Source organism: Brucella sp. IR068 (genome assembly GCF_049065885.1).
Lineage (GTDB): Bacteria > Pseudomonadota > Alphaproteobacteria > Rhizobiales > Rhizobiaceae > Brucella > Brucella intermedia.
The window spans coordinates 221,024-237,078 of the sequence record NZ_JBAKHE010000006.1; the positions used below are offsets into that span (position 1 = coordinate 221,024).

A 16,055-nucleotide genomic window follows, 5' to 3' on the forward strand; every position below is an offset into this window, starting at 1 on the left:
AGGTATTTTGCCTAGTATGCATCCCAAAAAGTGTGAAACACCTTTTGGGCGCAATGATAAACGGGCTCCTCCCCACATAAGGAATAAAGCATGCAGGAATTCCAGCAGACGATGGGTGCGGGTGCGCTCATCTCGATAGCGGTTGGCGCTGTCCTCTTATTGCTTTTGCTCATCATCCGGTTTCGCGTTCATGCTTTCGTGGCGCTTGTGATCGTCAGCCTTTTAACGGCGCTCGCGACCGGCATCCCGGCGGGCAACATCCTGACCACCATCACATCGGCCTTCGGATCTACCCTTGGCGGGGTGGCGCTTCTGGTCGGCCTTGGCGCGATGCTGGGCCGTTTGCTTGAAATATCGGGCGGCGCGCAGGCGCTCGCCGATGATCTCATCCGACGGTTCGGCGAAGAACGCGCACCCATGGCGCTTGGCATCGCATCGCTGATTTTCGGCTTTCCGATCTTTTTCGACGCGGGGCTGGTCGTGATGCTCCCAGTGGTCTTCACGGTCGGGCGGCGCCTCAAGGGAAGCCTGCTTCTCTATGGTATCCCGGTTGCCGCAGCCTTTTCGGTGATGCATGTTTTCGTGCCCCCGCATCCGGGTCCGGTAGCGGCATCCGAGCTTCTGGGCGCTGACGTGGGGCTTCTCATTCTCGTCGGGATCGTCGTCGTCATCCCGGTCTGGTTTATCGCCGGGCACCTTTTCGGTGCGTGGATCGGCAAGCGAATCAATCTTCCCATCCCCGACAATTTCGATGCCGGGAGGGACGTGGAAGAGGCGGCGAACCCTCCGAGTTCCAGTCTGGTCGTATTGCTTCTTCTTCTGCCGCTGGTCCTCATTTTCATCAATACGGGTCTCGACTTCGCCCGCGCGCAAGGCTGGGTCAACGCCGATGCAAACTGGTATCAGCTGGCGCGCATGATTGGATCGACGCCGGTTGCTCTCCTGATTTCGGTGCTGGTGGCTTCCTACGTACTGGGACCACGGCGCGGCACGGATGCAGCCAGCGTGGAACGCATTCTCGATTCTGCGCTGGGCCCGGTCTGCTCCATCATCCTGATCACGGGAGCAGGCGGCATGTTCGGCGGCGTCCTGCGTGCTTCCGGCATTGGCGATGCCTTGTCCACCGCGTTCGCGAATACGGGATTGCCCGTCATCGTGGCGGGATTCCTGCTCGCGACGATTCTGCGTGTAGCACAAGGGTCGGCGACAGTGGCGCTGATCACTGCTGCCGGGCTTGTTCAGCCTGCGGTTCAGGCTGCCGGATATCACGGGCTTGAAACCGCGGCGATGGTGATCTCCCTTGCCGCAGGTTCTGTCATGCTGTCCCACGTCAATGATTCCGGTTTCTGGCTGGTCGGACGTTTCTTCAACATGGATGTGAAGACGACGCTGAAAACATGGACAGTTCTGGAGACCCTTATAGGGCTTCTGGGATTCGGCATCGCCTGTTTGCTGTTCTGGCTCGCCTGAACGCACCACGACACGGCATCCCGGAAGGGATGCCGTTCTCTTTTCTAGCGCTGAACTTTTACGCCAAGATAGACGCTGTCGGCTTTATATTCACGGTCGGAGATCCGGCTCGTCAGGAATTCGTGACGCAGGCGCGCATCCAGTCCGACGAACCGGTTGATCCAGTAGGTTGCACCAATTTGCGCGCCGAGGGTGTAGTCGGTGCCGGTCCCGTCCTTGTTCTGCCGGATATTCGCGTCGAGCCTGCCATTGAGGCTAAGGTCGGAACGTATGCGGCGGCTCACCTCCAGGCTTGCGAAATGCAGGAGCGACCCGGCAATACCCGGCGTGGTGGAAGTATCGACCGTACTCTGGGCATAAAGGCGCACATCGGTTCCGCGCAGCGGTGACCAGTTGAGCGCAGCATTGACAGACGGACCGCTGATGTCGCCGAGACGGGAATCATCGCTGTTGGCGCGCATGTATCCGGCAGCGAACTCGCCGCTCAGCTTTTCGCCCATATCGAGCATCAGGCCACCGCGCAGTGCGAACTGCGATCCGCTGCGTTCATAGCCGTTGCTGTCCACTTTCTCGTCGAAGACGCGCTTGCCCAATTCGACTTCCGCGAAGGGTTTGATCGCCGGCGACAGGCTGAAGCCGCCGCGCAGCGTAATGCTGGCATAGGTGTTGTCGCGGTCCTTCTGGCTGACAGTGCCGCCGGACGACAGTTCGGCGTCGCCATAGATATTGTGCTCGACCCGCCCCGTGGCGCTGCCGAAGAGCAGGCCCATATCGCGTTCGATGCCGAGACTTCCATTGATGGTATGAACCAGCGGGCGTTGCAGCGCGCCGACCACCCCATTCGGGCTGGACGCGCTTTCACGACGCAACTGATAACCGGCACCGGTATTGACCGTCGTCTGGTCGCCGAGATCGAGCCGAAGCTTACCCTGAATATCAACGCGCGGTTCGGAAACGTCTTCTCCCGAAATGGACTTGGACCACGTACCCGATGCGTCGAGCGTTGCCTGATGGCGCGCCCAGTCCGACTGCGCATTGAGCCGCAATGTTGTTTCATTGAGAACGGCGCTGGAACCGGCAGCGCTATTGTCACCGTTGGTGGTTGCCCGGATACCCTGTTCGAGCGACGGTCGCAGGACAAACGAACCGGTGCGAATGCCGAGCGGTGCGAACGGATCGGCGTCCTGTGTAGAACCGCGCCCCTGCTCGGGCAACTGCCGCAGGTTTTCGCGCTGTGCCCGGCCCGTTTCCTCGCCCGCTTCGGTATCGACCGAGCCGACACGCATGTTGTCAGGTGGAATGGGCTGGCGGTCCTGCGGCACGGGAACCGTTGGAACGGTTTGGATTGTAGTGGCGGGGTCAGCCGCCGTGGTGTTTTCAAGCGGGGTGTAACTGTCGTTGTAGGTCGTCTCGCCAGCGCCGTCATCATTTCCCGGCGCGGCAAGTCCGCGATTTGCCAGTGTCTCCGGCGAAGAGGCTGAAAGCACGTCCTCAGCAACGCTTCCGCGCAGATAGGCTTCCTGGGCAAATGCAGAATTATGACAAAGTGCCAGCGCCACGCCCGACAAAAACAGGCATCGCAGCCTGCGGGCAATGGGCGTCGAACCGCCAGATGGGGCCTTGGCAAAAAGCATGTCGTGTTTTCAAACCGTCGCAACGTGGTGGATGAACGGTAAAGGCACATGGTTAATTCTTGGTTGCTGCGGCCCGCATCACGACGGTTCCGGCCACACAAATGTTTGGACAAGCGCCTGCGAAGAAGCTAACCCTTGCGACCATGGAAAAGCTCGATCAGATCACCCCTCCGGCAAACGCAGAAGCGGCCATCGCGTCAGCGTTGCGTACCATAAAAACCGAAAATGCGGGTCTCGCCGCGCTGGAAGACGCGCTGAACAATGGCCTTTCCGCCCCATTCGTCGAAGCGGTGAAGCTAATCGTCGCTTCGCGCGGACGCCTGGTCGTGACCGGCGTCGGCAAAAGCGGCCATATCGGTTCCAAGCTTGCGGCCACCTTTGCCTCCACCGGCACCTCGGCATTTTTCGTGCATTCGGCAGAAGCCAATCACGGTGATCTCGGCATGATCGGCCGCGATGATGTCATTCTGGCCATCTCATGGTCGGGCGAAACGGCGGAACTGAAGGGCATTGTCAATTATTCGCAGCGCTTCCGTATTCCGCTGATCGCGATCACTGCAGGCGAGAATTCGGCCCTCGGCCGCGCGGCGGATGTCGTGTTGCTGCTGCCGAAGACCGCCGAGGCCTGTCCGCATGGTCTGGCGCCCACGACCTCGACGATGATGCAGCTCGCGATCGGCGACGCGCTGGCAATTGCGCTGCTGGAAGCGCGCGGCTTTACCCCGAGCGACTTCAAGACTTTTCATCCCGGCGGCTCCCTGGGTGCAAGTCTGATCCATATCCGCGATATCATGCATCGGGGCGAGCGCCTGCCATTGGTAAAGATGGGCACCTCCATGCCCGATGCGATGAAGGTACTGGCCCAGAAGAGCTTTGGCTGCGTGGTGGTTGTGGATGATGGCGGCGATCTGGCCGGCATTGTCACGGATGGCGATATCTCGCGCAATCTGAGCCGCAACCTTGCCGCGTTGTCGGTCGATGAAATCATGACGCGCAAGCCGAAGACGGTTGACCAGAACATGCTGGCGACCGCAGCCCTCAATACGATCAACGAAAATCACATCGGTGCGCTGATCGTCGTCGAGGCCGGTCGCCCGATCGGGCTCGTGCATTTCCACGATCTGCTGCGGATAGGCGCAGCCTGACAAGGCGTTCAAGCCGTTTATTTTCGCGCCAATGCGGCCCGCAATCCGGCCATCGAAACGATAGCCGGATTGCGTGAAGGTCGATTTGCGAGCCTCATAGAGGCTCATTTTTGGGAACTATCCGCATTCGTCGCCCGGCCAGCAAGCCGACGGGGCGACGATGGTTCCAAGATCAGGGACGGCCTGCGGGGGTAACGTCCTCGATCTTCTCATCGCCCTGGATCGACACTTTCACCATGTCCTTCCCGTCGATATCCATCTTCATGAGATCAACAGAACGGATTTGGCTGTTGTCGTAAGTGCGGAAGAAGTAGCGCTTGCTCTTCAAATCGCTGGCGCCTGTCCAGATCGTATAGTCAGCCATTACATTGCCGTTCGCATCCTTTTCGCCGTCTCGCGACGAGCCTCTAGGAATGTCGAACTGGTTGAGAATCTTGAAGACCTGCAGGACGGCGTCCTGTTCTGTCTTTGGCTGAAATACCGATTGTGAGAATGCAACCGCGCGAACGAAGCGCGATGGCGGCGTGAAATCGCCGGGCAAGCCAAGCATGCCCGAGCCCTGACCCGTCGGGACAATTTCAACCGAGCCGAGCTTGATCGAAGGCTTTCCCGTCATGGAAAAGTTCGTGTACTGGCGCAGATTGTTCATATGGAAATCGAAGCCCGGTGTATTCGTGATAACGCCGAGGGGATTGTCATAGACATTCAGCTTGCCGCCGACATATTCAACGACGATGCTTTTACCGGTAGCATCATGCACGATATAGTGTGCTTCCGGGGCAAAGCCCCATTGGGAAAATACCGAGGACGCTACCACGATATTCCCGATATTTTCTTTAACTTCATCAACGGTAGCAAAATTTTCGAGGACATAAGACACGAATTCCCATTGGGAAATTGTTCGGTCAGAAACCTCAGCCGTATAGGGCATATAACCTGCGGAAGTGGGGAAATAGAACATTCCCGCACCCAGTCCCTTTTCGTTCAGGCCATCGAACAGGTCGGGCAGGCCCGCTCCATTCATGCCGACAGATGCGTATTTGGCAGTCCATTTCAGGCCGCCCTTGCCGTCAGGGGTGGTGCCGGTGCGCGAAAAGCCACGCGGCACCATCATGATTTCTGACTTGAGGTCGAGGCCGAATTCGAGGGTTCGTGCGTAAACGACACTGCCGTCTGCCGCGATCAACCTGATGCCGGTGCACGCCTGAGCTGCCGGAATTACATTTCCCAGCATCAAGGCGCAGGCTGCGGCGATGGACGTAAACTTTTTAAAGGCTCGCCTTTGCATCATTTGTACTAGTCCTCATTGTATGTGGATAAGACGTTGTGGGTGTCCGGTTGATTGTCTGTGCCGAACCTCGGCTGTCGTGTTGCCCGCGGTGACACCTCCCTCATTAAGCGAAAGCGTTTCGCTCGGTTGGGTGTCCTTGGATTTCATCTCATAACAAAACAAGCAATTGTATCAGTTAGAAGAAGTTCTCACGACGTGACGTCTCATTTTATTCTTCATTTTATCTCACGAGTGTGCTTTAACGTGCCTGCGCTTGCATAAATAAGTGCCCGCTATTTGTAGTTTTAGCGGTCACGCGTGCGAACGAAGGCTTTGCTCTCATCCCGCGCCGGGAATGAGCGTCGGCTGGCGTTACGGTCTGTTATCGGTGTCTTGGCGGCGCATTGCATGATGGCAGGGGCAATGAGTAACGAAACCTTTATCTCGACCGCTATGGTGGAAGTCGACGCGCGCAGTGATTTCTGGCGCGAGGCGACTCGGCCCGTATTCGACACCTCACCACTTTCACCAGACAGCAAGGAACCGTTGGAGGGAACGATAAGTTCTCGTCCGCTGGGTTCGATGATAATCGGGTCGACATCGTTCAACAGCCAGAGATATATCCGCGATCACCGCACGATCGTGCACAGCGGTCTGGATTATTATCTTATCCAGGTCTTTACATCGGGAAAGATGAACGGCGATTTCAATGGTCTCGGCGTGCACGCTGACGTTGGCGATATCTGTTTTCTTGACCTTGCGAAGGCCTTCAAGAGCGAGGCCGCTGCGGGTTCCAGGCTTTCGCTTGCAATCTCCCGGCGCGATCTTGAAAAGGCGGTCGGGCCACGCAGCCTCCACGGGGTCGTCCTGCGCCGGGACCAGCCAATGACCCGACTGATCACAACCTACGTCAAGGGGATACGGTCTCTTGAACACTCCCTTTCGCCGGTGGAGGTTCTCGCATCGGAGGAAGCACTGATCGCGCTTCTGGCGGGAGCCCTGAAAGGGGACGCGCCCGAGTCCCTGGACGATTACCCTTCCATGAGCATAGCTCTTCGTCAGAGAGTTCTGGCCTTCATAGATCAGAATATTGGTGAGCAGGAGCTGTCTCCCGAGCATATCCAGCAAAAGCTCAGGGTTTCGCGCTCCCATCTTTATCGTGCGTTTGCAGAGGATGGCGGCGTGGCGAAGATCATTCGCGACCGGCGGCTGGATGAAGCGTTCAAGCAATTGACCAAGCCGTCCAAGCAGTCCCGTTCGGTCAGCCAGATTGCCTATAGTTTAGGGTTTTCGAGCGGTAACCAACTACTGCGCGGCTTTCGTGCGCGTTTCGACATGACGCCGAAAGAAGCCCAGATCGAACGGGAACGTCTCCAGTTCGAAAGGCAGGCGAACAACGATCTCCACGGTTATTTCACGGAGATGCTTAATCGCACCGTCAAGTCGTAGTGCATTTCGACGGGCGGATACACGCCGGTGCCGTCTTACTCGGCAACTTCGATCTCCAGCGACAGCGGATCGAAGGCAATCACGTTGACTTTCGTGCCGGCTGGCAGGTCGGGTCCTTTCACACGCCACATCGTATCGTTGATACGGATACGTCCACGCCCGTTGATGATGGGTTCCGTCAATGTGGCGCGCCGGCCGACCAACTGCTCCCCGCGACGATTGAGGAAGGCCTCGTCGGCATCGGTGCTGCGCGAGCCGAACAAACGGCGCCCCGCCAGCACGAAGATGACAGCCAGAACAAGGAACACCACGGTCTGAAACTGCCAGCCGAATGCCGCCGTTGAAGACAGGAGAAAGGCGAGGCCGCCTGTCACGAGAGCCGCAAGCCCGAACCAGATGAAGAAAAAACCGGGCGCCAGAATTTCCAGAATGAGCAGGACCAGCCCGAAGACGAGCCAGTTCCATATGCCGAGACCGGATAGAAATTCAATAATCATGGCGCCCTCTTTCCTGGTTTCAGCGCGTTGCTGGCGGAACGCTACGTGGGCGGGACGGGGCTGGCGACTGCGGTGTCGGATCGACCGGCCGGTTGCCGTCGCCAAAGACTTCCCTGGCAATTGCGCCAATGCCGCCGAGCGAACCGATGAGGGAGCTTGCCTCAAGCGGCATCAATACGACCTTCTGGTTCTTGGCGCTCGCGATATTGCTCAGGGCTTCGGTGTACTTTTGCGCGACGAAGTAATTGAGCGCCTGCACATTGCCGTTGGAGACAGCTTCGGAAACCATGGTCGTGGCTTTCGCCTCGGCCTCGGCAAGGCGCTCGCGTGCCTCCGCCTCGCGCTTGGCCGCTTCCAGCTTGCCTTCTGCTTCGAGAATCTGCGACTGCTTCTGGCCTTCGGCGCGCAGAATCTGCGCGTTGCGGTCGCCTTCCGCTTCCAGAACCTGCGCGCGCTTGTCGCGCTCGGCCTTCATCTGGCGGGCCATTGAAGTCACTATATCTGCCGGTGGATTGATATCCTTGATTTCCACGCGGGTCATCTTGATGCCCCACGGATGGGCGGCCTCGTCGACGACACGCAGCAGGCGGTCATTGATCGCATCGCGGTTGGAAAGAAGCTCGTCGAGGTCCATCGAACCCATGACGGTACGAATGTTCGTCATGGTCAGGTTGAGGATTGCATATTGCAGGTTGGCGACCTGATAGGCCGCCTGAGCCGCATTCAGCACCTGATAGAATGCCACGCCGTCGACGCCGACGATGGCATTGTCGCGGGTGATGACTTCCTGCGTTGGGACATCCAGCACCTGCTCCATCATGTTGAGACGGGCGCCAATGCGGTCGAAAAACGGCACAATCAGATTGAGGCCGGGATTGAGGGTGCGTGTATAGCGGCCGAACCGTTCGACCGTATAATTAAAACCCTGCGGCACGGTCTTGATGCCGGCAAACAGTGTCGCCAGAACCAGCGCGGCCAGAATGAGTAACGTGATATCGAAACCGGTCATTGTTTTTCCTTAAGGCAATAGCGCAGTAGGACAATAAGGCAGTAGGCGGAATCTAGCACAGATCAGAACATACTGCCTTACTGCCCTATTGCCTTACTCTCTTCAATCTATACCCAACCCTGCAACTCGCGACGCACCAGCGTCTCGATGACTTTCATGCCGTCCTCGCCGTCATTGAGACAAGGAATGTGGCTGAAATTCTCGCCGCCATTTTCAAGAAATTCTTCGGCTGCTTCGTTGCCGATCTCGTCCACCGTTTCCAGGCAGTCGGCAACGAACCCCGGATTGAGAACGGCCATCGACTTCACTCCGTGCTTGGCCAATTCCTCCACCGTTTCGTCCGTATAGGGCTGGAGCCATTCTTCAGGTCCGAAACGCGACTGGAAGGTGGAACGAAACTGGCTGTCATCCAGACCCAGCCGTGCCTGCAGCAAGCGTGATGTTTCAAGGCATTGCTGGCGGTAGGGATCGCCCTTGTCCGAGTAGCTTTTCGGAATGCCGTGATAGGAAGCCAGTATCACTTCCGGCTTGAAGGAAAGCGTTTCCAGATGTTTCTCGATGGAACGTGCCAGCGCCTCGATATAGACCGGTTCCGCTTCATAAGATGGCACGATGCGCACTGCTGGCTGGAAGCGCTTCTTCATGAGCGCTTCGAAGAACTTGTCGTTCACCGTCGCGGTGGTCGTCGCCGAATATTGCGGGTAGAGCGGGAACATGACAATCCGCTCGCAACCCTGCTCCAGAAGACGGTCGGTGACGCTTTCAATGGACGGCTGGCCGTAACGCATCGCCCAATCCACCACCACATTGGGGTATTCAGCGAGCGCCCCGGCCAGTTTCTCACCCTGTGCGCGGGTGTAGGTCCGCAAGGGAGATTCGTTCTTCTCACGGTTCCAGATGCGGTCGTAAAGCCTGCCAGACCGTTTCGGGCGGGTGTTGAGAACGATGCCGTAAAGGATCGGGAACCAGATGAGGCGCGGCCATTCGATGACGCGGCGATCCGAGAGAAACTCGGCCAGATAGCGGCGCATCGGGCCATAACTCGTGCCATCCGGCGTGCCGAGATTGACCAGCAGAACACCAACTTTCGGCAGTTTTCCCTGCGCCTCCGGTCTGGTTGTCTGGTTGGGCTTCTCCTGCACTTTGTCCATCTCACTCATCGTCCGACTCCTGTTCAGCCGGAAAACTAGAGAAAAAAAGACAAATTACAATCCTGACAATTGCCGCTGGCGAAATTCTATCGGCGCGGGTGTTGCCCGCGCCGTCAATATTCGAGATTTACGCGAAATATCCGCTGCTTAACCGGCTGCGCGACGCGTGAGGGAGAAGCGCGAGCCCGACGAGGACGTGCAGTTCAGCTGCGTCGGCGAGACGAGGGCGCAGTTTACCTTCGACGAGGTGCCGCGCACGATGGAGCGCATGTCGATTTCGACAAGCTGTGGCGATTGGTAACGATAGTTGCCTTCGGCAAGCTTTTCGTTCGTGTCGGTGGCGCGAGTCTCGAAAATGCCGCCATTGAAGGACGAAACGATGCCGTTGGGATCGACCCAGCTGCCTTCGATGCCAGCCGGCGCGCGGGAGACGACCGGGACATTGCCGCCGACCGGTCCAGTCGTTTCGCACGCTGCCAACGCCAGCGACATGACTGCAAGAGGGGCAATGATGCGGAAGCGTTTCATATCCATGCTCTCCATTAGAGCATTCCGAGCCAGAACCATAGCTTAGCTGGCATCTGAAATGCGTAACCAGATATTTAGAGCGGTATCAACGACACCGTGCTGATGGGACCGCTCGGGATGATTAGTTTGATGTATGGAAACTTGCACGAAAACAAGTCCTCATTGCGAGGAATAGGTGCCGGGCCTGTCGATTTGTTAGCAATGATGCAAGATCGCCGCGCCGGGCAAAGGGTGCGCCGGGTCCTTCTGCTTCGCGATTACGACCCCAAAACGAGCATGACGGATATCGCCAGAATGACGGTTGCGATGACCGACGACGTTGCAAGCATGCGGTGGAGATAGCGACCGGCCGCAATATTGCTCCTGAACGAGGCTTTGGATGCAAGGGATTTCGATATCTGATAAAGAACGAGATAGATGACAATCGAGATCAGTCCGATTGTCCATCCAAGCCGTACCATTGGCTCAGGGTGACCGGGGACGCCCAGAATCCAGGGCAGAACAAGTAGCCCGCAGATCAGAGCCACCAGATCGGGAAACCGGCTTGCAATCAGCCTCGTCATGTTGCGGGCAGAGAAGGACAGACGCATATCCTCATGGAATGGCCCGGTCGAAACCGGGCCGGTTCAATCAACGCACCAAAATATTGCGAAACTGCCATGGGTCCTTGGTATCGAGATCTTCCTTGAACAGGTGGCCGCGACCTTCCAGCGGCGTCCAGTCGGTATAATAGCCCTTCACGGGCCCCAGATATTGCATCTGGACTTCAAGGCAGCGACGGTAATCCATTTCGTCCGTCTCGACGATCCCGCTCTGCGGATTTTCCAGTGCCCAGACCATGCCAGCCAGAACGGCGGAGGAAACCTGCAGGCCGGTTGCGTTCTGATAGGGCGCAAGCTTGCGCGCCTCCTCGACGGTCAGTTGCGAGCCATACCAATAGGCATTCTTGTCGTGGCCATAAAGCAGCACGCCGAGCTCATCGCTGCCATCGAGAATTTCATGCTCCTCCAGAACGTGCTGCACCGGCTGCGCTTTGCCGCCCGCACCGAACATTTCGTCAAGCGCCAGAATGGCGTCGTTGCTGGGGTGATACGCGTAATGGCAGGTCAGGCGGAAGTCGAGCTTGCCCTTCTTGTCGCGCAGCGTGAAAAAATCGGCGATGGAAATTGCTTCATTATGGGTGACGAGCAGGCCATATTGCGCACCGAGCGTCGGGCACCAGGTGCGGATGCGGGTGTTGCCGCCGGGCTGCTCGAGGAAAATCGCGGCCTTGTTGCCCTTCTTCTGCTTGCGGGCGTTCTTGGGCATCCATTTTTCGTGGCTACCCCAGCCAAGTTCCGCCGGTTGCAGGCCTTCGGCAATAAAGCCCTCGACGGACCACGTGTTCCAGAAAGTGTTGAAGGGCTTGGGCTCCTTGGCGCGCTGGGTGTCGCGTTCCGCGATATGGATGCCCTTGACGCCAGCCTTCTTCATCAGTTTCGCCCAGCCGTGACGGTCATCCGCCGCCGGTTCGGTGAAATCGAGCTTCAGATCGGTCGCGAGGTCGACAAGGGCTTTCTTGACGAACCAGGAAACCATGCCCGGATTGGCGCCGCAGCAGGAAACCGCGGTCGTTCCGCCGGGGTTCTTGCGCTTTTCAGCGCGGACTGTTTCGCGCAGCGCGTAATTGGTGCGCGAGGCGTTGTCGGCTTTCTCATCGAAATAAAAGCCGAGCCAGGGTTCCACCACCGTGTCGATATAAAGCGCGCCATGCTCGCGGGCGTAGCGCATCAGATCGAGTGATCCGGTATCGACCGAAAGATTGACGACGAAGGGCTGGCCCTCCGTTCCCTTCAGAAGTGGACCGAGAATCTTCTTGTAATTTTCCTTGGTGATCGCTTCCTTGAGGTAACGGATGCCCTTGTCGTCGAGGATCTTGCGGTTGGCTTCGCTCGGATCGATCACGACCATGCGGGATTTGTCGAATTTGAAATGACGTTCAATCAGCGGCAGGGTACCGCGCCCGATCGACCCGAAGCCGATCATGATGACAGGGCCAGTTATCTCGCCATAGACTTGCCATTTCGCTTTCGCCATTTTCTTCCTCTCAGATGCCGCAGAATTGCGGTCAGGTTATCACCCGCTTTAGCTGATGTGCCGGAACGATAACACAACTTCATAGAAAGAAAGAAACGTCACAAGGCTATGACATCAATACATGTTTAATGGATATTAGGATTTCAGAGGTCGACAAGCTTTGCGCGGATCATGCCGCGCAACGAATTGCCGACAAGAATGTTGCGCGCGTTTTTCAGCGTCTCGACGGTCACGATACCTTCTTCAACCACGTTGTCGTTCAGCAATTCACGTCGCAGCACCCCGTCGAGCAGACCGCATGAAAGCGCGGGCGTCATGCAGGCTGCGCCGCCGATATCGAGAAATATTGAGGTGATCGTGCCTTCACAGACCTCGCCACGATCATTGAGCAGGATGACTTCGTCAATCTCTGCGGGCGAATATTCCTCGCGAGCCGCGATATAGGCCTGCCGCCGGGTCGTCTTGTGGCGCAACAGGGGGTCGTTGTGATTGAGATGCGTGCGGGCTATCGCAACCCGCCAGATCGTCTGGGAGGGCAACGGTTCGTAGGGAGCGCTCGAGACAGTGGCGACACCATCCGGAGCGAGCGTCAGCCGCAGTTTCAAGGCTTGTTCGCCAGCTCCGGCTTCCGCAACCTTCTGCCGAATGGCCTCCATATTGCAGGCAAAGCCGAGTTCACGGGCGGAATTCTCAAGGCGCGCCATGTGCAGATCGAAACGCAGAATGCCGGAGAGCGGTTCCGAGCGCATCGTTTCGATCAGTTGATAAGCGGGTTCAATCGTCACGGCTTGCGCCCCTTGTGGCTCGACAGTGCCGCGAACCGTGCTTTCAGAAGACATTCCTCGTACTCCGCTTGCGCCGTGGAATCGAAGACCACACCGCCCCCGACATTGAAGATCGCACGATTTTCATCCAGAAGCGAGATCGTGCGGATGGCAACGTTGAAACGCATACGTCCGCCCGGCTCGATCCAGCCAAGCGACCCGCAATAGATGTCGCGCGGCCCGGTCTCCAGTATACGCAGGATTTCCATGGCGCTGATCTTCGGCGCGCCGGTGATCGACCCGCACGGGAAGAGGGCGGCAAAAAGCGAGCGCAGCGGCAAGTTCTCTTTCAGACGGGCGCGCACGCGGCTGATCATCTGATGGACGGTGGGATAGGTTTCGACGCGGAAAAGTTCCGGCACGTCGAGCGAGCCTACTTCACTTACGAGCGAAATGTCGTTGCGAAGAAGATCGACGATCATGCGGTTCTCGGCCTGGTTCTTCGGGTCGTTCAACAGGAACTGGCGGTTTTGCTCGTCTTCTTCAGGCGTGGCACCGCGCGGCATGGTGCCCTTCATCGGATGGGTCTCGATCCATCCATCGCCATCGACTTCGAAGAAAAGTTCAGGCGAGCGCGACAGGATGATCGGTCCGCCCAGATCGCAATAGGTCGCGTAGCGAACCGGCTGACGCTTCGCAAGCATGTTGAACAGGATCAGCGGATGGCCGCCCCATTCCGCGTGGACGGGAAAGGTGAGGTTGCCCTGATAGCAATCGCCTTCGCGTAAGTGCTGGTGCAAGCGCTTGAAACGCGGCGCATAGTCATCGAACGACCATTGCGCGACCGGATTGCGCAGGAAGGTGGCCAGTGAGGCGGCGTTGTCTTCGCTGCGACCGTGCATCCGTTCATCGGATGGGCCGTCGAATACGCCGAAGCAGAGAAGCGGCGCCTTGCGTCCTTCGGGCAGGAGCGGCTTGAGCTTGGGTTCGAGAAGATAGCCCGCTTCATAGGAAAGATAGCCCGCAAGCCATCTTCCGGCCTCGTGCGCTTCTTGCATTGCATCCCATGCAGGCTCGAATTCATCCGGCGTGTCGGCACGGATGATCGATGAAGGGGCCGCGAAAAGCACGTCGCGGCCCGCCTTGTCGTCCCGAAAGAGAATGAGCGGTTTGTTACCCGTTCGGGTCACTGTCGCCTCAGTCTTCCATGGCTTCAAGCTCGTCGACAATACCTTCGATCACCGACAGGCCCTTGCTCCAGAAATCGGGATCGCTCGCATTAAGGCCGAATGGCGCCAGCAATTCCTTGTGGTGTTTGGTGCCGCCAGCCTTCAGCATGTCGAAGTACTTCTGCTGGAAGCCCTTTTCCGAGTTCTGGTAGACCGCATAAAGCGAGTTCACCAGGCAGTCACCGAAAGCATAGGCATAGACATAGAACGGCGAGTGGATGAAATGCGGGATATAGGTCCAGAAGGTCTCGTAGCCCGGATTGAGATTGACGGCATCGCCAAGGCTTTCGCGCTGCACATCCATCCAGATTTCGCCGATGCGCTCAGCCGTCAGCTCGCCTTCGCGCCGCTCGGTGTGGACGCGACGTTCGAACTGGTAGAAGGCGATCTGGCGCACGACCGTGTTGATCATGTCTTCGGCCTTCTGGGCCAGCATGGCCTTGCGTTCACGCTTGTCCTTTGTGCGCTCCAGAAGCGAGCGGAAAGTCAGCATTTCGCCGAACACGGATGCGGTTTCAGCGAGCGTCAGCGGCGTTGAAGCCATCAGAGCACCCTGGCTGCCCGCCAGAACCTGATGCACGCCGTGGCCCAATTCGTGCGCCAGCGTCATCACATCGCGCGGCTTGCCCATATAGTTGAGCAGCACATAGGGATGCGCCGACGGAACCGTCGGGTGCGCGAATGCGCCCGGAGCCTTGCCGGGGCGGACCGGCGCATCGATCCAGTTCTTGTCGAAGAACTTCTTCGCGATCTCGGCCATTTCCGGCGCGAAGTTGCCATAGGCGGAAAGCACCGTTTCGCGTGCATCGTCCCACGGGATCAGGGCCTGCGGCGTTTCCGGCAATGGTGCGTTGCGATCCCAGTTCTCAAGCTTTTCAAGGCCGAGCCATTTGGCTTTCAGGGCGTAATAGCGGTGCGAAAGGCGCGGATAGGCGTCTTCCACCGCCTTTGCCAGCGCATCCACAACGTCGCGCTCCACGCGGTTGGCAAGGTGGCGGCTGTCGGCGATGTCCTGAAAACCGCGCCAGCGATCGGAGATTTCCTTGTCCTTGGCTAGCGTGTTGGTGATCAGCGTGAAAGTGCGAAGATTGGCTGCGAAAGTCTTTGCCAGCGCTTCCGATGCCTTCCTGCGCACAGCGCCATCGGCGTCCTGAAGCATGTTCAGGGTCGGCTCGATGCTGAGTTCCTTGCCGTCGATTTCAAAGCGAAGTCCCGACATGGTTTCATCGAATAGCCGGTTCCAGGCGCTATAGCCGGTGATCGATTTTTCATGGAAGAGCTGCTCCAGCTTGTCGTCGAGCTGGTAAGGCTTGTCCAGGCGCAGATCGGTCAGCCATGGGCGGTAATGCCCGATTGCCGCATTGTCGTTCATAGCCTTTTCCAGAACGGCATCATCGATGCGGTTCAGTTCGAGGCCGAAGAAAATGAGATGCGTGCTGGCGTCGGTCAGCTTTTGCTGCGTGTCGCCGAAAAGCTTCATGCGCTTCGGGTCTGTGGTGTCGCCGTAATAATAGAGGCCGGCGAAAGAGCCGATACGGCCCATCAGCTCATCCAGAGCCTCGAATTCCCTGATCGCATCGGCAAAGTTGCCGCCATTTGGCTTGGCCGCTTCGTCTCCGAGCTTGCCTTTCCAGCGCTCCTCGAAGGCCGCTGCATCCTTCATGGCTTTTTCGATATCGTTTTTCAGTTCCGGGCTGTCGGCAGACGGATAAAGATCGCCCAGATTCCATTCCGGAAGGTTGCCGAGATCAGCCTTTTCGGCCGCAGCCGCATCGCCGGCAGGCCCATGCGAAGCTTTGTTGAAGAAAACGGATTCTGAAAAACGGGTCATGA

The 16,055-nt window shown here is 57.9% G+C and carries 14 protein-coding genes; 3 read left to right on the plus strand and 11 right to left on the minus strand.

Features of this window, described 5'->3' with window-relative positions; all coding sequences use genetic code 11:
- Positions 1 to 90: 90 nt before the first annotated feature.
- Positions 91 to 1,470 carry a GntP family permease gene (locus ACOWVS_RS12580; RefSeq protein ID WP_025091787.1) on the plus strand — a complete coding sequence of 460 codons (1,380 nt, stop codon included), beginning with the start codon at positions 91 to 93 and terminating at the stop codon, positions 1,468 to 1,470.
- Between the two features lie 44 nt (positions 1,471 to 1,514).
- On the opposite strand, the gene ACOWVS_RS12585 is transcribed toward ACOWVS_RS12580, so the two are convergent.
- The gene (locus ACOWVS_RS12585) at positions 1,515 to 3,104 is read right to left on the minus strand and encodes an outer membrane beta-barrel protein (RefSeq protein ID WP_063621264.1); all 1,590 of its coding nucleotides are present in this window, start codon (positions 3,102 to 3,104) and stop codon (positions 1,515 to 1,517) included.
- A 143-nt stretch (positions 3,105 to 3,247) separates the two neighbouring features.
- Here ACOWVS_RS12585 and ACOWVS_RS12590 point away from each other — a divergent pair, with 143 nt between their 5' ends.
- Positions 3,248 to 4,249, plus strand: coding sequence for a KpsF/GutQ family sugar-phosphate isomerase (locus ACOWVS_RS12590; protein ID WP_063621283.1), 1,002 nt, complete (start codon positions 3,248 to 3,250; stop codon positions 4,247 to 4,249).
- A gap of 172 nt (positions 4,250 to 4,421) precedes the next feature.
- Here ACOWVS_RS12590 and ACOWVS_RS12595 read toward each other — a convergent pair whose 3' ends face one another.
- Positions 4,422 to 5,540, minus strand: coding sequence for a linear amide C-N hydrolase (locus ACOWVS_RS12595; protein ID WP_063621267.1), 1,119 nt, complete (start codon positions 5,538 to 5,540; stop codon positions 4,422 to 4,424).
- A 402-nt stretch (positions 5,541 to 5,942) separates the two neighbouring features.
- On the opposite strand from ACOWVS_RS12595, the gene ACOWVS_RS12600 reads away from it, so the two are divergent.
- Entirely contained in the window at positions 5,943 to 6,968 is a 1,026-nt protein-coding gene (locus ACOWVS_RS12600; RefSeq protein WP_245670754.1) for a helix-turn-helix domain-containing protein, read from the plus strand.
- Between the two features lie 35 nt (positions 6,969 to 7,003).
- Here ACOWVS_RS12600 and ACOWVS_RS12605 read toward each other — a convergent pair whose 3' ends face one another.
- The 9 genes from ACOWVS_RS12605 to ACOWVS_RS12645 form a co-directional block, all read right to left on the minus strand.
- Positions 7,004 to 7,465: an NfeD family protein gene (locus tag ACOWVS_RS12605; RefSeq protein WP_063621269.1), complete on the minus strand. Its 462-nt coding sequence runs from the start codon at positions 7,463 to 7,465 to the stop codon at positions 7,004 to 7,006.
- A 19-nt stretch (positions 7,466 to 7,484) separates the two neighbouring features.
- Positions 7,485 to 8,474: an SPFH domain-containing protein gene (locus ACOWVS_RS12610; RefSeq protein ID WP_021585319.1), complete on the minus strand. Its 990-nt coding sequence runs from the start codon at positions 8,472 to 8,474 to the stop codon at positions 7,485 to 7,487.
- A gap of 107 nt (positions 8,475 to 8,581) precedes the next feature.
- Positions 8,582 to 9,634 (minus strand): ferrochelatase, encoded by a 1,053-nt coding sequence (hemH, locus tag ACOWVS_RS12615; protein ID WP_031346101.1) that lies wholly within the window; start codon positions 9,632 to 9,634, stop codon positions 8,582 to 8,584.
- 138 nt (positions 9,635 to 9,772) lie between these two features.
- A complete protein-coding gene (gene omp10 / locus ACOWVS_RS12620; protein WP_006473350.1) occupies positions 9,773 to 10,153 on the minus strand; it encodes an outer membrane lipoprotein Omp10 in 381 nt (126 codons plus the stop codon).
- Between the two features lie 257 nt (positions 10,154 to 10,410).
- A complete protein-coding gene (locus ACOWVS_RS12625; RefSeq protein ID WP_021585316.1) occupies positions 10,411 to 10,743 on the minus strand; it encodes a hypothetical protein in 333 nt (110 codons plus the stop codon).
- A gap of 40 nt (positions 10,744 to 10,783) precedes the next feature.
- Complete coding sequence (locus ACOWVS_RS12630) at positions 10,784 to 12,229, minus strand: homospermidine synthase (RefSeq protein WP_021585315.1); 1,446 nt, start codon at positions 12,227 to 12,229, stop codon at positions 10,784 to 10,786.
- A 143-nt stretch (positions 12,230 to 12,372) separates the two neighbouring features.
- Positions 12,373 to 13,068, minus strand: a complete 696-nt coding sequence (locus ACOWVS_RS12635) for an aminotransferase class IV family protein (protein WP_036592432.1) — start codon at positions 13,066 to 13,068, stop codon at positions 12,373 to 12,375.
- Positions 13,011 to 14,183, minus strand: coding sequence for an aminodeoxychorismate synthase component I (locus tag ACOWVS_RS12640; RefSeq protein WP_063621271.1), 1,173 nt, complete (start codon positions 14,181 to 14,183; stop codon positions 13,011 to 13,013). Before ACOWVS_RS12640 ends, ACOWVS_RS12635 begins: the two co-directional genes overlap by 58 nt.
- Positions 14,184 to 14,190: 7 nt before the next feature.
- Positions 14,191 to 16,053: a M3 family oligoendopeptidase gene (locus ACOWVS_RS12645; RefSeq protein ID WP_021585312.1), complete on the minus strand. Its 1,863-nt coding sequence runs from the start codon at positions 16,051 to 16,053 to the stop codon at positions 14,191 to 14,193.
- Positions 16,054 to 16,055: the final 2 nt, after the last annotated feature.

Coding starts and splice junctions, on each gene's coding strand:
- ACOWVS_RS12580 (WP_025091787.1), top strand. CDS start 91: ATGCAGGAATTCCAGCAGACGATGGGTGCGGGTGCGCTCATCTCGATA.
- ACOWVS_RS12585 (WP_063621264.1), bottom strand. CDS start 3,104: ATGCTTTTTGCCAAGGCCCCATCTGGCGGTTCGACGCCCATTGCCCGC.
- ACOWVS_RS12590 (WP_063621283.1), top strand. CDS start 3,248: ATGGAAAAGCTCGATCAGATCACCCCTCCGGCAAACGCAGAAGCGGCC.
- ACOWVS_RS12595 (WP_063621267.1), bottom strand. CDS start 5,540: ATGATGCAAAGGCGAGCCTTTAAAAAGTTTACGTCCATCGCCGCAGCC.
- ACOWVS_RS12600 (WP_245670754.1), top strand. CDS start 5,943: ATGAGTAACGAAACCTTTATCTCGACCGCTATGGTGGAAGTCGACGCG.
- ACOWVS_RS12605 (WP_063621269.1), bottom strand. CDS start 7,465: ATGATTATTGAATTTCTATCCGGTCTCGGCATATGGAACTGGCTCGTC.
- ACOWVS_RS12610 (WP_021585319.1), bottom strand. CDS start 8,474: ATGACCGGTTTCGATATCACGTTACTCATTCTGGCCGCGCTGGTTCTG.
- hemH (WP_031346101.1), bottom strand. CDS start 9,634: ATGAGTGAGATGGACAAAGTGCAGGAGAAGCCCAACCAGACAACCAGA.
- omp10 (WP_006473350.1), bottom strand. CDS start 10,153: ATGAAACGCTTCCGCATCATTGCCCCTCTTGCAGTCATGTCGCTGGCG.
- ACOWVS_RS12625 (WP_021585316.1), bottom strand. CDS start 10,743: ATGCGTCTGTCCTTCTCTGCCCGCAACATGACGAGGCTGATTGCAAGC.
- ACOWVS_RS12630 (WP_021585315.1), bottom strand. CDS start 12,229: ATGGCGAAAGCGAAATGGCAAGTCTATGGCGAGATAACTGGCCCTGTC.
- ACOWVS_RS12635 (WP_036592432.1), bottom strand. CDS start 13,068: ATGTCTTCTGAAAGCACGGTTCGCGGCACTGTCGAGCCACAAGGGGCG.
- ACOWVS_RS12645 (WP_021585312.1), bottom strand. CDS start 16,053: ATGACCCGTTTTTCAGAATCCGTTTTCTTCAACAAAGCTTCGCATGGG.